This is a genomic window from Pseudomonas sp. MPC6 (assembly GCF_006094435.1).
In the GTDB taxonomy this organism is placed as follows: domain Bacteria; phylum Pseudomonadota; class Gammaproteobacteria; order Pseudomonadales; family Pseudomonadaceae; genus Aquipseudomonas.
This window is the reverse complement of record NZ_CP034783.1, coordinates 4,196,020-4,214,161: the sequence shown is the minus strand read 5'-3', so window position 1 is coordinate 4,214,161 and position 18,142 is coordinate 4,196,020. Positions and strand designations below refer to the sequence as shown.

The 18,142-nt window shown below is 62.5% G+C and carries 17 protein-coding genes; 5 read left to right on the top strand and 12 right to left on the bottom strand.

Annotation, left to right across the window (positions count from 1 at the left end):
• Positions 1–134: 134 nt before the first annotated feature.
• Together ELQ88_RS21435 and ELQ88_RS21430 are read right to left on the bottom strand one after the other, a co-directional pair.
• Complete coding sequence (locus tag ELQ88_RS21435) at positions 135–2,267, bottom strand: TonB-dependent receptor (protein ID WP_138967597.1); 2,133 nt, start codon at positions 2,265–2,267, stop codon at positions 135–137.
• 89 nt (positions 2,268–2,356) lie between these two features.
• On the bottom strand, positions 2,357–2,743 hold the full coding sequence (locus tag ELQ88_RS21430; RefSeq protein WP_138967595.1) for a DUF2946 domain-containing protein: 387 nt from the start codon (positions 2,741–2,743) through the stop codon (positions 2,357–2,359).
• A 95-nt stretch (positions 2,744–2,838) separates the two neighbouring features.
• Here ELQ88_RS21430 and ELQ88_RS21425 point away from each other — a divergent pair, with 95 nt between their 5' ends.
• Entirely contained in the window at positions 2,839–3,276 is a 438-nt protein-coding gene (locus ELQ88_RS21425; RefSeq protein WP_138967593.1) for a DUF3995 domain-containing protein, read from the top strand.
• 24 nt (positions 3,277–3,300) lie between these two features.
• On the opposite strand, the gene ELQ88_RS21420 is transcribed toward ELQ88_RS21425, so the two are convergent.
• The 7 genes from ELQ88_RS21420 to ELQ88_RS21390 all read right to left on the bottom strand — a co-directional run bounded on the left by ELQ88_RS21420 (position 3,301) and on the right by ELQ88_RS21390 (position 10,672).
• Positions 3,301–3,672 carry a Na+/H+ antiporter subunit G gene (locus tag ELQ88_RS21420; RefSeq protein WP_128872118.1) on the bottom strand — a complete coding sequence of 124 codons (372 nt, stop codon included), beginning with the start codon at positions 3,670–3,672 and terminating at the stop codon, positions 3,301–3,303.
• Entirely contained in the window at positions 3,669–3,947 is a 279-nt protein-coding gene (locus ELQ88_RS21415) for a K+/H+ antiporter subunit F (protein ID WP_128872117.1), read from the bottom strand. The genes ELQ88_RS21420 and ELQ88_RS21415 overlap by 4 nt, the downstream gene beginning before the upstream one ends.
• Positions 3,944–4,432 (bottom strand): Na+/H+ antiporter subunit E, encoded by a 489-nt coding sequence (locus ELQ88_RS21410; protein ID WP_138967591.1) that lies wholly within the window; start codon positions 4,430–4,432, stop codon positions 3,944–3,946. Before ELQ88_RS21410 ends, ELQ88_RS21415 begins: the two co-directional genes overlap by 4 nt.
• Positions 4,429–6,114 carry a monovalent cation/H+ antiporter subunit D gene (locus ELQ88_RS21405; protein WP_138967589.1) on the bottom strand — a complete coding sequence of 562 codons (1,686 nt, stop codon included), beginning with the start codon at positions 6,112–6,114 and terminating at the stop codon, positions 4,429–4,431. The genes ELQ88_RS21410 and ELQ88_RS21405 overlap by 4 nt, the downstream gene beginning before the upstream one ends.
• Complete coding sequence (locus ELQ88_RS21400) at positions 6,111–6,455, bottom strand: Na+/H+ antiporter subunit C (protein ID WP_007986256.1); 345 nt, start codon at positions 6,453–6,455, stop codon at positions 6,111–6,113. The genes ELQ88_RS21405 and ELQ88_RS21400 overlap by 4 nt, the downstream gene beginning before the upstream one ends.
• Positions 6,455–9,373 carry a monovalent cation/H+ antiporter subunit A gene (locus tag ELQ88_RS21395; RefSeq protein ID WP_138967587.1) on the bottom strand — a complete coding sequence of 973 codons (2,919 nt, stop codon included), beginning with the start codon at positions 9,371–9,373 and terminating at the stop codon, positions 6,455–6,457. Before ELQ88_RS21395 ends, ELQ88_RS21400 begins: the two co-directional genes overlap by 1 nt.
• Positions 9,374–9,646: 273 nt before the next feature.
• Positions 9,647–10,672 carry a DMT family transporter gene (locus tag ELQ88_RS21390; protein ID WP_138967586.1) on the bottom strand — a complete coding sequence of 342 codons (1,026 nt, stop codon included), beginning with the start codon at positions 10,670–10,672 and terminating at the stop codon, positions 9,647–9,649.
• Between ELQ88_RS21390 and ELQ88_RS21385 the strand changes: the two genes are divergently transcribed.
• Complete coding sequence (locus ELQ88_RS21385) at positions 10,667–11,230, top strand: XRE family transcriptional regulator (RefSeq protein ID WP_128872114.1); 564 nt, start codon at positions 10,667–10,669, stop codon at positions 11,228–11,230. The genes ELQ88_RS21390 and ELQ88_RS21385 overlap by 6 nt on opposite strands.
• A gap of 321 nt (positions 11,231–11,551) precedes the next feature.
• Positions 11,552–12,985: an FAD/NAD(P)-binding protein gene (locus ELQ88_RS21375; protein ID WP_138967584.1), complete on the top strand. Its 1,434-nt coding sequence runs from the start codon at positions 11,552–11,554 to the stop codon at positions 12,983–12,985.
• Between the two features lie 183 nt (positions 12,986–13,168).
• On the opposite strand, the gene ELQ88_RS21370 is transcribed toward ELQ88_RS21375, so the two are convergent.
• From ELQ88_RS21370 to ppnN, 3 genes are all read right to left on the bottom strand, one after another.
• Positions 13,169–13,393: a hypothetical protein gene (locus tag ELQ88_RS21370; protein ID WP_138967582.1), complete on the bottom strand. Its 225-nt coding sequence runs from the start codon at positions 13,391–13,393 to the stop codon at positions 13,169–13,171.
• A 117-nt stretch (positions 13,394–13,510) separates the two neighbouring features.
• Complete coding sequence (locus ELQ88_RS21365; RefSeq protein WP_138967580.1) at positions 13,511–14,251, bottom strand: response regulator; 741 nt, start codon at positions 14,249–14,251, stop codon at positions 13,511–13,513.
• 94 nt (positions 14,252–14,345) lie between these two features.
• Positions 14,346–15,719, bottom strand: a complete 1,374-nt coding sequence (gene ppnN, locus ELQ88_RS21360; RefSeq protein WP_138967578.1) for a nucleotide 5'-monophosphate nucleosidase PpnN — start codon at positions 15,717–15,719, stop codon at positions 14,346–14,348.
• A gap of 216 nt (positions 15,720–15,935) precedes the next feature.
• On the opposite strand from ppnN, the gene ELQ88_RS21355 reads away from it, so the two are divergent.
• Together ELQ88_RS21355 and ELQ88_RS21350 are read left to right on the top strand one after the other, a co-directional pair.
• Positions 15,936–16,463 carry a DUF3087 domain-containing protein gene (locus ELQ88_RS21355; protein ID WP_138967577.1) on the top strand — a complete coding sequence of 176 codons (528 nt, stop codon included), beginning with the start codon at positions 15,936–15,938 and terminating at the stop codon, positions 16,461–16,463.
• A 99-nt stretch (positions 16,464–16,562) separates the two neighbouring features.
• Positions 16,563–18,140, top strand: a complete 1,578-nt coding sequence (locus ELQ88_RS21350) for a sensor domain-containing diguanylate cyclase (RefSeq protein ID WP_138967575.1) — start codon at positions 16,563–16,565, stop codon at positions 18,138–18,140.
• The last annotated feature ends 2 nt before the right edge of the window (positions 18,141–18,142 follow it).

Sequence of the window (18,142 nt, the reverse complement as noted above, 5' to 3'; positions counted from 1 at the left end):
TGAGCTGATGCCGCCTTCGCGAGCAAGCCCGCCCACATTAGATCTCCTGCGAACACAAATTTTGTGTACGACAGATATCAATGTGGGAGTGGGCTTGCTCCGGGCGGCGTTCCGACGAAGCTTTTGCCTTTGCTTTAGAACCTTGTCTGTACTGCCAACTCGAAGGTCCGCGGTGTCCCCAGGTAATACGCCGGCGACACATGGGCAAACTCGGCATACACCTCGTTGGTCAGGTTGCGCACGCGGCCAGTGACGGTGGTGTGCTGATCGACCTTATAGCTGAGGAATGTGCCAAACAGCGTGTATGACGGCACAGTCAGGGTATTGGCGCTGTCGGCAAATACCGAAGCCACGTACCGCGCATCGATGCCGCCTCGCCATTGCCGCGCGAAGTCATAGGTCAGCCACAGATTGCCGACCCGGTCCGGCACGTTGGTCGGTGTATTGCCTTCGCGGGAAACCACCACGCCTGCGGCGTTCTTCTCGGTGAATGCGTCGTACCGGGCATCGACCCAGGCGAAGTTGCCCTCGGCCAGCAACCTGTCGGTGATGCGCAACGAACTGGCCAACTCAATGCCCCTGGATGTCTGCTGCCCCACTGGAATGCTAAGGGTCGGGTCCAGTGGATCGGTCACCGCGAAGTCCTTGCGCTCGATCGTATACGCCGCCACCGTCGCCGACCCGCGCCCGTCCAGATAATCGAACTTGCTGCCCACTTCCCACTGCTTGCCGGTGGATACGTCGAAGTCCTGGGTACCATTGGGCTGTTCGGCGGCGGTGCTGTATTGCACATAGACGTTGGCGGCGGGAATGAACTGGTAGGTCAGGCCGGCCCGACCGGTCACCGGCTCCCAGCTGCGTTTCACGTGCCGGGGATTGCTGGCGATCACTTCCCGGTGATTGGTCACGTCCAGGTCGATGTCGTCGTAACGCAGGCCGGTCAGCAACGCCAACTTGTCGGTCAGTGCCAGGCGGTTTTCGACGAACAAGGCCTTGGTGGTGACCTGGTTGGTCTTGTCGCTGACGAACCCTGGTCGGGTGCCCGGTATGTCGTAGAAATGCCCCGGCTGCAGATTGTCCGGATCGACCGTGCTGGCGCCTTTGACGTTCAGCGGCGAATTGGTGGTCTGGTTGACCTTGTATTCGAAACCGCCGGACCAGGTGGTCTCCAGGCCGAACAGGCGGTTGTCGTGGCGCAGTTCGAACTGGTTGCCGTTCTGCTCGCCCTGGTGTCGCACCTGATACGCCGTGGAGCGGTTCACCGCGCTGTTGTCGGCGTTGTACTGGTAGGTTTCCAGGTTGCGGTAGTCGCGCTGGCTGTCGAGGTGATAGAGGGTGTTGCGCAGGCTGGTGCTGTCGTTGATCCGGTAGTCGATGATCGAGCGGACCCAGATCGTCCGTTGTTCGTAGCGGCCATCCTCGACGTTGTAGTTGTTGAAGCGGTTGTGCCGGTCGATTTTCAGTTCGCCGGCCTTGGGATTGAGTACCGGTGTGCCCCAGTAAGGGCTGTCTTCGTGCTCGTCCTGATATTCCAGGGCCAGGGTGTGGGACAGGTTCGGTGTCAGGTCGCTGAGCAGGGAAAACGCCACGCTCCAGGCATCGCGCTCCTGGCGGTCGATGTAGCCGTTGCCGGTGTTGTGGCTGACGTCCAGGCGGGCGTAGTGCTGCACGTTCGCGCCGGCCTCGCTCAGGGCGTGGTTGAGACCGAACGCGGTTTCGGTGGCGTCGTAAGTGCCGTAGCTGACCCGACCTTCGACGGCCTGCTCGGCACGGGTGGCCAGTTTGGTCACGTAGTTCAGCGAACCGCCCACGGCGCCGGCGCCATTGATCAATGACGATGGGCCACCGACCAGTTCCACCCGGTCATAGATCCAGGCATCCACCGGCCGGGCGAGACCGCCGGAGACGTTGATGCCGTTGAACATCTGGGTGATCTGGCTGCTGGTAAAACCCCGGTAGGACACGAAGCCGCCGAAGCCCGGCGGTGCACTGGCATTCACGCCGGGCAAGGTGTTGGCGGCGTCCTGGAAGTTTTGCGCACCGTGGCGCTCGATGTCGTTGCGGTTGGCGATCGCCACCGAAGCCGGGGTGTCGCGCAGGCTCAGGCCCAGGCGCGAGGCCATGCCGCTGGACTGATCGAGGCTCAGGCCCGGCTCAGCCGCCGCCTCTCCATCAACAGTGATGGGGGCGAGCTCGACCGTGGATTGCGCCCAGGCGTTAACGGACAGGCAGCCGAACAGGCTTGCCAACAAAGAAATGGTTTTCATCGATGAATCCTGAATGCTTGGCTAGGGAACGGCGCACAGGCAAACGCCACGCGTTGGCGCAGTGGGCTGAACAAAAAAGGCAAGGAAACTCAGGCGAAAGGTGGGGCGCGAGGATTGGCCGAGGGCCAGGTGAGGCGGGCAGGAAGGTCGGCGCTGGCGATGACGGCCAAGGGCGGGCTGTGTTGCTCGGGGAGGATCGCCAGGGTCGCGCTGGAATTGAGCGCCGGGCCCATGCCTCCCGCGGAACACAGCGGGCAGCCGAAGGCTTGGGACAGGGTCGGCAGTTTGCCTTCGGGGGTGTTGGACGAGGCCGGCGCCTGGGTGGCCGGGTCGACCGTACAGAACTGGCCGCCGAGGCCGTTGAGCTGCGCCCCGACCATTTGCCCATGACCGATGCTGCAGGCGAACACATTGAACAGGACGCAGCAATAGAGCATCCAGGCAATGAGTGAGCGGTCGGTTCGCGCAAGTTTCATGGAGCGGCACTTTACCACCGCCGATCACGAATACCCTTACAAAATCGTTCAGGGAGGTTCATCCTGCTGCGACATTTCACGCTGGACGTCTGAACATGAGCCTGATTATTGCGCAATGGATGGCTGCCATCTTCCTGTTGATCAGCCTGATCCACCTGTACTGGGCGGCGGGTGGCAAGATCGGCAGTGAGGCTGCAGTGCCGCGCGTGCCCGGGGAGAGCGGCGCACCGCCCAAACCGGCGTTCAAGCCTTCGGGCTTTGCCACGCTGCTGGTGGCGGTCGGGTTGCTGCTGATCGCGATGCTGGTGTGCCTGCGGGTCGGGCTGTATCTGCCCAGGGTGCATCACGGGGCGCTGCAATGGGTGATCAGCGCCATCGCGATGCTGATGTTCGCCCGGGCGATCGGCGATTCGAATCTGGTGGGGTTTTTCAAGCAGGTCAAGGATTCGCGGTTTGCCCGGTTGGATACCTGGGCTTATTCGCCGTTGTGTGTGGTGTTGGGGGCTGGATTGCTGGCAGTGGCCTGGATCTGAAAAGCTTCGCCGGCAAGCCGGCTCCTACAGGGGATCTGTGTCGCTTTTCGTTCGCCGACTGCTCACCTCCGCCGGCACATCATCCCCCGCCATCCGCTTGCGGAACAACGCCGCCCGCGCCAGCAGCAAGGTGGTCACCGGCACGGTGATCGCCAGCAGAACCGGAATCAGCCAGGCATGCAGCACTGGCCCGGACTTGAGCGCGGAAAAGTAAATGATCGAGGCCAATGCCGCGCACCACGCGCCGAGTGTCGAGGCCAGGGCCGGCGGGTGCATGCGCTGGAAATAATCCTTCATCCGCAGCAGCCCGACGGCACCGATCAGCGCAAACAGGCTGCTGAGCACCAGCAGGATCGCCACCGGAATCTCGACCCACAGCGACAGTTGCATATTCATTCGATCACCTCGCCACGCAGCAAGAATTTGGCCAGGGCAAACGAACCGACGAAGCCGAACAGAGCGATCAGCAACGCCGCCTCGAAGTAGGTGTCACTGGCATAACGAATGCCCAGGGTCAGCATCATCAGCATGGCGACGATGTACAGGTAATCCAGGGCCAGAACCCGGTCCTGGGCCGAAGGCCCCTTGAACAGCCGGACCAGGGTCAGCACCATCGCCAGGGAAAAGATGAACAGGCTCAGCAGGATTGCGTTCGACAGCAACGGGCTCATTCGAAGATCTCCATCAAGGGGCGCTCGTAGGTCGCCTTGAAGTGCTGGATGAACAACGCTTCGTCATCCAGATCGAACACGTGCAGCAACAGGATGCTGCGATCCAGCGCCAGCTCCGACCAGACGGTGCCGGGCACCACGGTGCAGATCATCGACAGGGCCGCCAGGCCGTTGGCATCGCGCAGGTCCAGCGGCACCTTGATGAAGCGCGAGCGCGGTGGGCGACGCCCGGCATTCAGCACGCTCCAGGCCACGGCGAGGTTGGACGCCAGCACATCGCGCCCGACCAGCAGGAACAGGCGCAGGATGACGCCGGGACGACGAATGCGGATCGGCAGCGGACGCAGTTTGCGCATCATCAACGGCGCGCAGAACCCCAGCACCGCGCCCAGCAGCAGGTTGCCGGGACTCATCGACAGGTTCAGCACCAACCACAACACCCCCAGGGCCAGGGACAACCACGGCGCGGGAAACAGACGCTTCATGGTTGCACCTCGGCCAGTGCGGTCTTGGCTTCCGGGCTTGGAATGGCGCGAGTGCCGAGCACTGCCATCACGTATTGCTGCGGGTTGTTCAGGGCGTCGGCGGCGGCCTGGGTATAGCGCAGCAGTGGCTCGGCCTTGAACGTGAGCGCGATGCTCAAGCCCAGCAGCGCGATGATCGGCACGCATTCGAAGCGACGCAACAAGGGCGATGGCCGTTCTTCAGGGGTCCAGAAACGCTGGATACCCAGGCGCGAAAAGGCAATCAGGGAGGCCAGCCCGGAAATAATCAGCAGCGCCAGCAAGCCCCACGCCGCGTTCGACACCGGTACATCGCCGGACTGACCCAGGCCCAGCGGGTTGAGCAGGGCATTGAGCAGGCCGAGTTTGCCGATGAACCCGGAGAGCGGCGGCATGCCGATGATCAGCAGCGAGCAGGCGATGAAACTCAAGCCGAGGAGCGCCATGGTCCAGGGAATCACCTGGCCGACCACGGCTTTCTGTTCGTCGTCGAGGTTGATGCCTTTGGGCGGCTGCAGGGATTCCAGCGGCCGCGGCAGCAGGTCGCCGTCATCGAACAGCGGTAGTTCATTGGCCGAACGCGAACGCTCGATCAACTCGGCCAGCAGGAACAGCGCGCTCAAGGCCAGGGTCGAGCTGACCAGATAGAACAGGGCCGCGCCGATCAGGTTGGGTTGGGCGAAACCGATGGCCGACAGCAGGATCCCCGCCGACACCAGGATGCTCAGGCTGGCCAGGCGTTCCAGGCGTTGGGCGGCGACGATCGCCACCGCCGCACAGACGATGGTCGCCATGCCGCCGTAGATCAGCCAGTCGCCGCCAAAGTACGCCGACGCACCGGCCTGGCCGGAGAACAGCAGGGTCCACAGGCGCAGCAGGGTGTAGACACCGACCTTGGTCATGATCGCGAACATCGCCGCCACCGGCGCGCTGGCGGCGGAGTAGGCCGGGACCAGCCAGAAGTTCAGCGGCCACATGCCAGCCTTGGCCAGGAACGCCACGGCGAGAATCGCCGCGCCCGCGTGCAGCAAGCCGCGATCGGCTTCGGGCACCAGGGGGATTTTCAGCGCCAGGTCGGCCATGTTCAGGGTGCCGGTGACGCCGTAGATCAGCGCCGCGCCAATCAGGAACAGCGACGAGGCCAGCAGGTTGATCGAGATGTAATGCAGCCCCGCCGACACCCGCGACCGGCCAGAACCATGCAGCATCAGGCCGTAAGAGGCGGCCAGCAGCACTTCGAAGAACACGAACAGGTTGAACAGGTCCGCCGTCAGGAACGCGCCATACAGGCCCATCATCTGGATCTGGAACAGCGCGTGGAAACTCGAACCGGCGCCGTCCCAGCGGGCCATCGCGAACAGCAGGGCGCTGACGCCGATGATCCCGGTCAGCACCAGCATCAGCGCCGACAGGCGATCGACCACCAGCACGATGCCGAACGGCGCTTGCCAGTTGCCCGGCAGGTACACGCCGATGGAGCCGGGCACACCGGTTTCCTGGGTCCATTGCAGCAACAGCACGGCGATGCCCAGGCCCACCAGGCTGGAGAACAGGTTGATCCTGGCCTTCAGCGGCCGGTGTTTCTCGCCCAGCATCAGCATCACCGCGGCGGTCAGCAGCGGCAGCAGAATCGGGGCGGCGATCAGGTGCGGCATCAGATTCATTCTTTAGGCTCCCGGCCATCCACATGGTCGGTACCGGTCAGCCCTCGGGACGCGAGCAACACCACCAGGAACAGTGCGGTCATGGCGAAGCTGATGACGATCGCGGTCAGCACCAGCGCTTGCGGCAGCGGATCGGTGTAGTGCAGCAAATCCTGCGGCACGCCGTCCTTGATGATCGGCTCCTTGCCGATGAACAGGCTGCCCATGCTGAAGATGAACAGGTTGACGCCGTAGGACAGCAGGCACAGGCCCATGACCACCTGGAACGTCCGTGGGCGCAGGATCAGCCAGACGCCGGACGCGGCCAGTACGCCGATGGCGATTGCGATGACTTCTTCCATCAGACGGCTCCTTCGGTGGCAACGGCTCGGGGCAAGGCAGCGGTCTTGTGACCCCGTACCGATTGGTGGGCGAGGGCGGTGAGGATCAACAGGGTCGAACCGACCACCACGGCGTACACGCCGATGTCGAAGAACAGCGCGCTCGCGATGTGAATGTCGCCGAACACCGGCAAAGCGAAATGCCAGGTGTGGGTGGTCAGGAACGGATACCCGACCGCCATCGCCCCGAGCCCGGTCACGGTGGCGAACAGCAGCCCGGTGCCCATCCAGCGCAAGGGACGCAGGCTCATTTGCGCCTCGACCCACTGGGTGCCGGCGACCATGTATTGCAGGATGAACGCCACCGACATCACCAGGCCCGCCACGAAGCCGCCGCCCGGTTGATTGTGGCCGCGCATGAACAGATAGACCGACACGACGAAGGCAACCGGCAGCAGCAGGCGCACCAGCACTGCCGGGACCATCATGAAGCCGAGCGCGGTGTCGCTGGCGTGACGCGGGTTGACCAGGTCGGTGACCACGTCGGGCGCCAGCAGGCGCTGCTGGGCCGGCAACTGCAGGCTTTCTTTCGGTGGGCGGAAGCGTCGCAACAGGGCGAACACCGTCAGCGCCACCGCCGCCAGCACGGTGATCTCGCCGAGGGTGTCGAAGCCACGGAAGTCCACCAGCATCACGTTGACCACGTTGCTGCCGCCGCCTTCGGGCAGGGCGCGACTGAGGTAGAACGAAGAAATGTCGTTCGGGGTCTGGCGCGTCAGCATGGCGTAGGACAGCAGCGCCATGCCGCCCCCGACGGCGATCGACAGCAGCAAGTCGCGCAATCGGCGAATGCGTGCCTTGCGCAGGGTGCTCGGCAGCGGTGACACCTCTTCGATCCGCCGCGGTAACCAGCGCAGGCCCAGCAGGATCAGCACCGTGGTCACCACCTCGACCACCAGTTGCGTCAGTGCCAGGTCCGGTGCCGAGAACCAGACGAACGTGATGCACGTCATCAAGCCGCAGACGCTGACCATGGTCAGGGCCGCGAGCCGGTGATACTTGGCCTGCCACGCCGCGCCGAGGGCGCAGGCAATCGCCAGCAGCCACAAGGTGACGAACACGATCGAACCCGCAATCTTCGGGCGGTCGCCCCAGCTCAGGCTGCTGTGGAGCATCGGGATCAACCCGGCCAGCACGGCGGCGAGCACCATCAGGAACAGTTGGGTTTGCAGGCGCTTGGTGCTGATCCGCCGCTCCAGACGCCGGGCCAGGCGCATCTTGATCACCAGGCTGCGCTCGAACAAACGCTTGCCGTTGAACCGGCCGATCAGCGGCGGGTACTTGAAGCGCCCGCGCTTGAGCTGATTGCGCAGCAGCAGGTAGAGCACGATGCCGCCGGACATGGCGACCAGGCTCATGATCATCGGCGCGTTCCAGCCGTGCCAGATCGCCAGGCTGTACTCCGGCAAGACGCCGCCCACCACGGGCTGTGCCGCGGCGGCCAGCAACGGGCCGACCACCTGCGCCGGGAAAATCCCCACGATCAGGCAGGCGAACACCAGCAACTCCACCGGCGCGCGCATCCAGCGTGGCGGTTCATGCGGGGTGTGCGGCAGGTCGGTGGCGGTCGGGCCGAAGAACACATCGACCGTGAAGCGCAGGGAATAGGCGACGCTGAACGTGCCGGCGATGGTCGCGACGATCGGCAGGGTCAACTCGATCCAGGCCGTGGCATTGATGAACACGGTTTCGGCGAAGAACATCTCTTTGGAGAGGAAGCCGTTGAGCAACGGTACCCCGGCCATCGAGGCACTGGCGACCATGGCCAGGGTGGCGGTGAACGGAATCAGCTTGACCAGGCCGCTGAGCTTGCGAATGTCGCGGGTGCCGCTTTCGTGGTCGATGATGCCCGCGGCCATGAACAGCGACGCCTTGAACGTGGCGTGGTTGAAAATGTGGAACACCGCGGCCACGGCGGCCAGTGGACTGTTCAGCCCCAGCAGCAGGGTGATCAGGCCCAGGTGGCTGATGGTCGAATAGGCCAGCAGGCCCTTGAGGTCGTTCTGGAACATTGCGCAGTACGCGCCGAGCAGCAGGGTGCAGGCGCCGGCGCCGCTGACGATGTAGAACCATTCTTCGCTGCCGGACAGTGACGGCCACAGACGCGCGAGCAGGAACACCCCGGCCTTGACCATGGTCGCCGAGTGCAGATAGGCCGAGACCGGTGTCGGCGCCGCCATGGCATGGGGCAGCCAGAAGTGGAAGGGGAATTGCGCGCTTTTGCTCAAGGCGCCGATCAGGATCAGGGGCAGCAGGATAGGGTAGAGGGCATGTGCGCGAATCAGTTCGCCGGCGGCCAGGACCTTGTCGAGGTCATAGCTGCCAACCACATGGCCAAGCAGCATGACCCCCGCCAGCAGGCATAATCCGCCGGCACCGGTGACCATCAGCGCCATGTAGGCGCCGCGTCGTGCATCGGCGCGGTGGTGCCAGTAACCGATCAACAGGAACGAGAAGAGGCTGGTCAGCTCCCAGAAAAACACGATCTGGATCAGGTTGCCGGAGATCACCAGGCCGAGCATGGCGCCCATGAACGCCAGGAAAAACGCAAAGAAGCGTGGCACCGGATCGTCCGGCGACATGTAATAACGGGCGTACAGTGAAACCAGGGTGCCGATGCCCAGCACCAGCATCGAGAACAGCCAGGCGAAACCGTCCATGCGCAGCACGAAGTTCAGGCCCAGGCTGGGCAGCCAGGAGAACTCTTCGCGAATCACCCCGCCATCGGCGATTTGTGGAAACAACAGGGCGACCTGAACCGTGCCGATCAAGGCAACCAGGCCAGCCAGCAAGGATTCGGTATTACGCGCGTTGTGTGGCAGCAAGGCGGCCAGACAGCTGCCGACAAAGGGCAGAAGCAGTAGAACTATCAGGGACATAGGCTTCTAATCTGCGGAAGTTTGTGAAGCATCATACGTGCCAGCCCACGGATTACCAAACGCCAAGCTGTCGCAGAATCCTACAAGGTAGGCGGATAAATCCTGTTTTTCATTGTTTCGAAGGGCTGTATTCGGCAGGTCTGGCCCCTTCGCGAGCAAGCCCGCTCCCACAGTGGATCTTCAGCGAACACAGCATGCGAGTACCACTGAGATCCACTGTGGGAGCGGGCTTGCTCGCGAAGACTATCTACCAGACGCTACAAATCCAGAAGCTTAACCCTGGATCTCCTGCTCCAATTCTTTCTCAGGCGCAACAACCTTCCCCTTGGTCTTCAACTCACTGACAATCACCGCCGCCACAATCAACCCCGCCCCCAGCAATGCAATCGCCGGCAACCGTTCCCCGGCAATCCGTCCGACAATCCCGGCCCACACCGGCTCACCGGCATAGATCAAGGTCGCCCGGGTCGGCGAAACACTCTTCTGCGCCCAGTTCATCGCCACCTGGATCGCTGCACTGGCCGCGCCCAGGCCCAGCGCGCTGCACAGCAGCAGCCAGGAAAAGCCCGGAATCACTTCCCGGGTCGGCACCACCATCAGGAACGCCAGTACCGACGTCACCGCCAGTTGCACCACCGTCACCCGGCGTACATCGACCTGACCGGCATAGGTACTGATCAAAATGATCTCCGCCGCAATCGCCACGGCGCTGATCAGCGTGGCGATTTCACCGGGGCTGAAATTGAAAGCGGCCCCGGCAGGCCCGGACAGCAACATCAACCCGGTAAACGCCAGCATGATCCCGATGCTCGGCATCAACCCCGGACGCCGCCCCAACACCAGCCATTGCAGCAACGGCACGAAGGGCACGTACAACGCGGTAATGAAGGCCGACTGACTGCTGGGAATGCTCTGCAAGCCCACGGTCTGCAAGCCGTAACCGAGCATGATCGCCACGCCGATGAACGCCCCGGCCTTGAGTTCGAACAGGGTCAGCTGCCGCAGATGCCGCCAGGAGAACAACGCGACAATGATCGCTGCCGCGGCAAAGCGCAGGCCGACAAAAAACATCGGCCCGCTGACGGTCATCGCATGCTGGACCAGCAAAAAGGTACCGCCCCAGACCATGGTGATCAGCACCAGCACGCACTCGGCCTTGCTGAACCGTGAGAAACGGGAAGAAACCTGGGAGGAGTTCACCGACGTCATGACCTTGCACACTACCTGAGGGCGACGCACAATGCGTCGAATGTTGCGCAGTATACTGCCCAACCCCACCATGTGAGCAATATAGTGCACAAAGATTCAACGCAGCGGGCTTCGGTCCTTCAACATGTCAGCCAGAACGTTCGGCGTCTGCGCCATGCCGCCGACATGAGCCAGGCCGCGCTGGCCGAAAAGTCCGGGGTCAGCCGACGGATGCTGGTGGCCATCGAGGCCGGCGAGAAAAACGTCAGCCTGACCACACTCGACCGCGTGGCCGAAGCCCTGAACGTTGCCTTCAGCGACCTGATCCAGGCGCCGGACGCCCGCGACCCCAGTCGCATCAACGAGGTGGCCTGGGCCGGTACGATTCCCGGCAGCAAAGCCGTCTTACTGTCCAAGGCCACTGCCACTCGCGAGGTGGAGCAATGGGAATGGTGCCTGCAACCGGGGGAAATCTACCCCTCGCAACCCGATGCCGATGGCTGGAGCGAACAGATCTACGTGTTCGAAGGCTGCCTGACATTGATGCTCGGCGACACGCCGCACGCGATTGGCGCCGGTGAGTTCTATATGTTTGCCAGCAACCAGCCCCATGCCTACCGCAACGACGGCGCGGTGGCCGCGCGGTTCATCAGGAACGTGGTGATCTGACCGTTTGCCGATCAACACCGGGTAGACGCTTAGCCAACACAACACACATCCCTTGTGGGAGCGGGCTTGCTCGCGAAGACGGTGTGTCATTCAGCATTTGTGTCGACTGATGCACCGCCTTCGCGAGCAAGCCAGCTCCCACAGGTAATCGGCGTCGTACGTCCTACTTTGGTACTGCTTGATAAATCTTCCATTGGTTTGGCGCCTATTATCGTCCAGGAGATTTCGAGATAGTCGTCCAGCTCGGCAGCAACGAAGTGATGTCGGCTCGGGGCGACTTGTACGATTCAATTCAAGCAAACACTGACCAGCGAGAACGGCATGAGCGAAACCCCAAACGGACCGGTGACCGACGCCCTGCGCACTGCAGACATCCTGATCGTCGGCGGCGGCCTCAGCGGCACGATGCTGGCGGCGCGGTTGCTGCGCCTGCCCGGCAAACGATCGGTGCTGGTGATCGAACCCCGCGCCGAACTGGGCCGGGGCGAGGCGTATAGCGCGGTCGAGTTGGGCCATACCCTCAACGGCAACGCGGCCCGCATGAGCGTCGACCCGGACAACGCCGACGACCTCACCCAATGGCTGACCGGGTACATCGCGGCCGGCGGCTGGCCGCAGGCCGATGAGCAGCATGTGCCGGTCAGCGAATTGTTCCCGCCGCGGGGACTTTTCGGTGAGTACGTGCAGCAGCGGCTGGCCGAGGCCCAGGCCGTTGGCGTGTTGCATGGGTCAACGGTCGAGCATGTGCAGGCTGAAGTGGTCGACCTGCAAACCCTGGATGATTCGGTGCGCCTGACCTTGAGTGACGGGCAACGCTTGCAAGGTGCTTATGCGGTGCTGGCGACCGGCATGTTTCCCGCCGCACGTACGCCGCAGACCGAATCCAGCGGGTTGAACGCCGCCGCGCTCGATCCGTGGGATGTCGCTGCCATGCGCCAGCTCGATCCACATTCGACGGTGTTGATCATCGGCTCGGGCCTGACCATGGTCGATGCCGTGGTGTCGCTGGAACAGGCCGGGCATCGCGGGCCGATCGAAGTGTTTTCGCGCCATGGGCTGCTGCCGCACGTACGTCGGCAACCGCCGGCCTGGGTGGATTTTCTTGCCGAGGACCCGAGCATTCGCACACCGCGACAGCTGGTGCGCGAACTGCGCCGGCATTGCCGGGACGCCATCGCCCAGGGTATCGACTGGCAGGCGCCGCTGGACACGGTGCGGGCGCACATCGGGCGCTTGTGGAGTCTGGCGACGGACGTGCAGCGTCGGCAGTTTGTGCGGCATGTGCGGCCGTGGTGGGAAAGCCATCATCACCGTTCACCGCCGTTGAGTGCCGAACTGGTGGCGCGGCTGCATGGGGAAGGGCGGTTGCGGATTCAGGCGGCGTCGTTCAAGGGGCTGGAGCCGTCTGCCAGCGGTGAAGTGAGCATTCGCATCCGTCGTCGTGGTGAAGCTGAAACGGTTGTCGTCAGTGGTGCGGCGTTGATCAATTCCAGCGGGATCGAGTATGACTGGCGGCGGGTGTCGCGGCCATTGCCCCAGCAGTTGCTGGCTCGCGGGCTGGTGCGGCCGGGGCCGTTGGCATTGGGGATTGCGGCGGCGATTGATGGCGCGGTGCTGGACGTCGATGGACAGGTTGCCCGTCGACTGTTTGCCATGGGGCCGCCGTTGCGTGGGATGTGGTGGGAGAGTACCGCGGTGACGGATGTGGCGAGTCAGGCCAAGGCGCTTGCGGCTCGATTGGTTACTGGCGGGTAGCGGGCCCGGTTTTTGGGCTCGAACACCGATCAACGTTTTTGGGCATGACACCGATCCCTTGTAGGAGCTGGCTTGCCAGCGAAAGCGGTGGGTCAATCGATACATTCATTGACTGAATGGACGCCTTCGCTGGCAAGCCAGCTCCTACAGGGGGGGCTGTTTCAGGCATTACAACGCCGTTGATCAATAACGCTGATACTTCGAACCAAACTCGGGACGGTTTTCCGCGACGTAGAGTCTGGCCTGTTGGCTGTCTTTACGGTCAATGCCAACGGTATTCACATTCAACAATGCCGGCTGGCTGACTTTAGCCGCCGCAACGACTGTCGACGTGGCGTGCGGAGCCGCAATGGCGGATGTCGCGCCCAGTACCGACAGGGCAAAACCAAGACCGATGATGCTTTTCATGATGTGCTCCAGAAGAGTGGGGAGAAGATGTCGCCACTGTAGGGCTGGGGCACTGCGATGAAAAAACACCCTGACGCATAGTCTTTATCGAGGACATTGATCCGTCGTCAGCCAGGCTCACGACTCCGCGCCGAGCAATTCCACCGGGTAGGAGAACACATAGCCTTCGCTGCGCACGGTCTTGATGTAGGTCGATTCCCGGGAATCATCCTTCAGCCGCTGGCGCAAACGGCTGACCAGCAAATCGATGGAACGGTCGAACAGGTCGGCGTCGCGGCCCTGGGTCAGGTTCAGTAACTGATCGCGGCTGAGCACCCGTTGCGGGTGGTCGAGGAACACCCGCAGCAGGCGATATTCGGCACCGCTGAGAGCGACCATGGTGCCGTCTTCGTCCAGCAGGTGGCGGGCGGTGGTGTCCAGGCGCCAGCGGCCGAAGCGCAGCAGCCGGCCGCTTTCGGTAATCAGCAGGTTGGGCGGCAGCATCCGCGTGCGGCGCAGTACGGCATTGATCCGCGCCAGCAGTTCGCGGGCGGCGAAGGGTTTGGTCAGGTAATCGTCGGCGCCCATCTCCAGGCCGAGGATCCGGTCGGTTTCATCATTGCGGGCGGTGAGCATGAGGATAGGCGTGGCCTTGTGCTTGCCCGAGCGCAACTCGCGGCACAGCAGCAGGCCGTCATCGCCGGGCATCATGATGTCGAGCACGATCAGGTCCACGGTGTTGGCTTCGAGAAAGCTGCGCATCTGCCGGCCATCGGCGACCACGGTGGTGCGCAGGCCGTTTTTCTTCAGGTAATTGCCCACCAGTTCGCGGATCTCGCGATCGTCGTCGACGATCAGGATGTGGTTCACGTGTTCCATTGCTCAACCCTCTTGTCATTCGCACGTTGCGCATTCCAAGGAGGTACTTGTGGCGAGGAAAAAAATCTCGCCACAAGTATTTACTTGAGCAATATCACGCAACCACTTGATAACACGGAACATACGCCGCGCCACCCGGCAATTTCATCCGGTGCTGGGCGACAAACGCCTTGAGCAGTTGATCGAGCGGTTGCATGACCGCTGCGTCGCCCCGGATCTGGTACGGCCCGTGTTCTTCGATCAGGCGGATGCCCTTGTCCTTGACGTTGCCGGCGACGATGCCGGAGAACGCCCGGCGCAGGTTCGCGGCCAGTTCGTGGGCGGGCAGGTCGCGGCTCAGTTGCAGGTTGGCCATGTTTTCGTGGGTCGGATCGAACGGCCGCTGAAAGCCTTCGTCGATCTTCAGCAGCCAGTTGAAATGGAAGGCGTCGTTGCGTTCGCGGCGGAACTGTTTCACCGCCTTGAGGCCCTGGGTCATCTGGCGCGCCACTTCGGCCGGGTCGTCGATGATGATCTCGTAATGTTGCTTGGCGCCTTCACCCAGCGTGGCCCCGACGAACGCATCAAGCTGTTCCAGGTACGGCGCCGCGTGTTTCGGCCCGGTGAGGATGACCGGGAAGGGCACGCCCGCGTTGTCCGGGTGCATCAGGATGCCCAGCAGGTACAGGAACTCTTCGGCGGTGCCGGCGCCGCCGGGGAAGATGATGATGCCGTGGCCGACACGGACGAAGGCTTCCAGGCGCTTTTCGATGTCCGGCAGGATCACCAGTTCGTTGACGATCGGGTTCGGCGCTTCCGCGGCGATGATGCCGGGTTCGGTCAGGCCGAGGTAACGTCCGCCATGGATGCGTTGCTTGGCGTGGGCGATGGTCGCGCCTTTCATCGGGCCTTTCATCACGCCGGGGCCGCAACCGGTGCAGATGTCCAGGCTGCGCAGGCCCAGTTCGTGGCCGACTTCCTTGGTGTATTTGTATTCTTCGGTGTTGATCGAGTGGCCGCCCCAGCACACCACGATCTTCGGCTCGATGCCGGGGCGCAGGGTGCGGGCGTTGCGCAGCAGGTGGAAGACGTAGTCGCTGATGCCCTGGGAGGTGCTCAAGTCGATGCGCTGGGCGTCGAGTTCGTTTTCGGTGTAGACGATGTCGCGCAGGGCGCTGAACAGCATTTCCCGGGTGCTGGCGATCATTTCGCCGTCGACGAAGGCGTTGGCAGGCGCGTTCAGCAACTCGAGGCGAACGCCACGGTCCTGCTGGTGAATGCGGATTTCGAAGTCCTTGTAGGCTTCGAGGATGGTCTTGGCGTTATCAACATGGGCGCCGGTATTGAGGATGGCCAGGGCGCACTGGCGGAAGAGGGTGTAGGTGCTGCCGGATCCGGCTTCGCTCAGTTGCTGTACTTCACGTTGAGAGAGGGTTTCCAGGCTGCCTTTGGGGCTGACCGAGGCGTTGATTACATGTCGTTGGGTCATTCAATGATCCTTAAAAGGATGTCATTCGCCCTGACAGGGGCCAATGGCATCCGAATAGTATGTATCCATAAAAGAAGATGGCACGAACTGCGCTGGATCGCCATGTTCCCGTTTGACGATAAAAAGATGATAAGAAACCCCAGCATAGCTAAATCCCTCACAGAGGCGATAATGCCCCGCAGACTTTTTGCCCATGTCCGAAGGAAACCCGACGCAATGTTCGAAATCCAGCCGAAGAACGCCGCCACCTATCGGCAGCAGACGCGCCGCAGCACGGTGATCATCGCCCTGATTTTCCTGGCGCTGGCGATGCTGTTGTCCACCGCGGCGGTGGCGCTGTTCGGCGAGCCCGGCGGGGACAATTTGCGCTTCAATGTCGGGGGTGTGTTTGTGGCGGTGCTGCTGATGGTCGCGTTGATGCGCAGCACCTTCTGGACCCAGGAATGGATGGCGCCGGCCGTCTACGGCTGGCAGCTCAAGCGCAGCCTGATGAGCATCACCAACGTCATGCACCAGGTCACGGCAGCCGTGGAGCAGGGGGACCCGAGCGCGATGAAGCTCTTGCGCTTCTATCATCTGGGGCTGAGCCAGATGCATGAGCTGGACGGTAATTCCAGCGATCACGGCCAGTTGACGCGTGAGATGGATCAACACAAGGCGCGGATGGAAGCACTGGGCATCGACACCGAACAGACCCGGTTGAATCCGGCCTGGATCGAGACGGTGAAGCAGGCATCGAAGTAACCAGGGCATGGGCGAAATCCGTATCATAGTGAACGGAGCAATCGGCTAAACCGCGGCGACCGGGATGGGTCGCCGGTTCATCAGGATTCAGGGAGCGTCATGGGGCAGCTGTCCGTTAAAGATCGAATCGAACAATCGCGCCACGGCGTGGCGCTGGTCGCCGAGCAGTCAGTGACCCGCCTCAAGGTTCGGTCGGTGGTGTTTTTGCTGCTCGCGGTGTGCCTGTCCATGACCGCCATCGTGATCTGGGAAGCCTGGAATTCGCGCCAGTACCATCTGCATGACAAGGAAGTGGCGATGTCCAACCTTGCGCAGACCCTGGCCTCGCAAGCACAGGCGTCGATCAAGCAGGCCGATACCCTGTTGTTTACGCTGGTCGACCGCCTTGAAAACGACGGCATCGCCCAAGGCCAGGTGCCAAGGCTGGAGCGTCTGCTGCCGGCCCAGCGCAGTGAGCTGAGCCAGATTCATGGCTTGTTCGTGTATGACGAGGAAGGGCGCTGGATTGCCAATTCCAACGGCGCCGTCATGACCGGCGCGAACAATGCCGACCGCGAGTATTTCATCTACCATCGCGATCATGCCGATCGTGGACCGCACATCGGCCCGTCCATCAAGAGTCGTTCCACCCGTGAATGGATCATGACGGTGTCGCGTCGGTTCAATCATCCCGATGGCAGCTTCGCCGGCGTGGCGCTGGCAACCCTCTACCTCAGTCATTTCTTGACGCTCTACGACAGTATCGACATGGGCAATAACGGCGTGATCAACCTGATCGCCAACGACGCCAGCATTGTCGTTCGCCGGCCGTTCAAGGAGGCTGAAGTCGGCACCAGCGTCGCCAAGGGGCCGCTGTTCACGCAGTTGCTGCCCAAAGGCGATTCAGGCACCGCTACGGTCACCTCCTATGTGGATGGCACCGAGCGGGTGGTCGGATTTCGCAGGGTCGACGGTTATCCGCTGATCATCTTTGCTGCGCTGGATAAAGAGGACGTGTTGACCGGCTGGCGTCAGCAGGTGCTGCTGAGTGCGGGCATCGTTGCGTTATTCCTCGGGTTTCTGCTGGTGTTCGGTTTTCGCCTGATTCGCCTGATGAAGCAGCAGAATCAGGTCCAGAGCGTGTTGCTCGATGCCCAGGAAAAGCTGATCGAGGTCAACCGCAGCCTGGAATTGCTGGCGCTGGAGGATGCACTGACCGGGTTGTCCAACCGGCGTCAGTTCGATCTGTTCATTCTTGCCGAAATGGGCCGGGCCAGACGCAGCCAGACCCACCTCGCACTGCTGATCATCGATGTCGATCACTTCAAGCGCTTTAACGACCTTTACGGCCACGTGGCCGGCGATGAGTGTTTGCGCAGCATCAGCAGGATCATCAGTGAGCACATCAAGTGTCCCGGTGACCTGGCAGCGCGGTATGGCGGTGAAGAGTTCACGGTGGTGCTGCCGGGCACCGACTATGTGGGCGCGTTTCTGCTGGCGGAAAAAATCCGTCGCGCGGTGCAGCAGGCCGGCATCGCCCACAGCGAAGGGGTAGAGGGCACGGTCACCGTCAGCCTGGGGGTCTGCGCCTACAACCCGGCCTCTCAGGATCAGCCCAATGATCTGGTCAGCGCTGCGGACAAGGCGCTCTATGTCGCCAAGGCCAGTGGCCGGAACATGAGCGTGATTGCCAACTGAGT

Excerpts from the sequence above, each read along its gene's own strand:
- ELQ88_RS21355 (WP_138967577.1), top strand. The coding sequence starts at position 15,936 with ATGTTCGAAATCCAGCCGAAGAACGCCGCCACCTATCGGCAGCAGACG.
- ELQ88_RS21405 (WP_138967589.1), bottom strand. The coding sequence starts at position 6,114 with ATGAATCTGATGCCGCACCTGATCGCCGCCCCGATTCTGCTGCCGCTG.
- ELQ88_RS21395 (WP_138967587.1), bottom strand. The coding sequence starts at position 9,373 with ATGTCCCTGATAGTTCTACTGCTTCTGCCCTTTGTCGGCAGCTGTCTG.
- ELQ88_RS21375 (WP_138967584.1), top strand. The coding sequence starts at position 11,552 with ATGAGCGAAACCCCAAACGGACCGGTGACCGACGCCCTGCGCACTGCA.
- ELQ88_RS21365 (WP_138967580.1), bottom strand. The coding sequence starts at position 14,251 with ATGGAACACGTGAACCACATCCTGATCGTCGACGACGATCGCGAGATC.
- ELQ88_RS21370 (WP_138967582.1), bottom strand. The coding sequence starts at position 13,393 with ATGAAAAGCATCATCGGTCTTGGTTTTGCCCTGTCGGTACTGGGCGCG.
- ELQ88_RS21430 (WP_138967595.1), bottom strand. The coding sequence starts at position 2,743 with ATGAAACTTGCGCGAACCGACCGCTCACTCATTGCCTGGATGCTCTAT.
- ELQ88_RS21350 (WP_138967575.1), top strand. The coding sequence starts at position 16,563 with ATGGGGCAGCTGTCCGTTAAAGATCGAATCGAACAATCGCGCCACGGC.
- ELQ88_RS21435 (WP_138967597.1), bottom strand. The coding sequence starts at position 2,267 with ATGAAAACCATTTCTTTGTTGGCAAGCCTGTTCGGCTGCCTGTCCGTT.
- ELQ88_RS21425 (WP_138967593.1), top strand. The coding sequence starts at position 2,839 with ATGAGCCTGATTATTGCGCAATGGATGGCTGCCATCTTCCTGTTGATC.
- ELQ88_RS21415 (WP_128872117.1), bottom strand. The coding sequence starts at position 3,947 with ATGAGCCCGTTGCTGTCGAACGCAATCCTGCTGAGCCTGTTCATCTTT.
- ELQ88_RS21410 (WP_138967591.1), bottom strand. The coding sequence starts at position 4,432 with ATGAAGCGTCTGTTTCCCGCGCCGTGGTTGTCCCTGGCCCTGGGGGTG.
- ELQ88_RS21400 (WP_007986256.1), bottom strand. The coding sequence starts at position 6,455 with ATGGAAGAAGTCATCGCAATCGCCATCGGCGTACTGGCCGCGTCCGGC.
- ELQ88_RS21420 (WP_128872118.1), bottom strand. The coding sequence starts at position 3,672 with ATGAATATGCAACTGTCGCTGTGGGTCGAGATTCCGGTGGCGATCCTG.
- ppnN (WP_138967578.1), bottom strand. The coding sequence starts at position 15,719 with ATGACCCAACGACATGTAATCAACGCCTCGGTCAGCCCCAAAGGCAGC.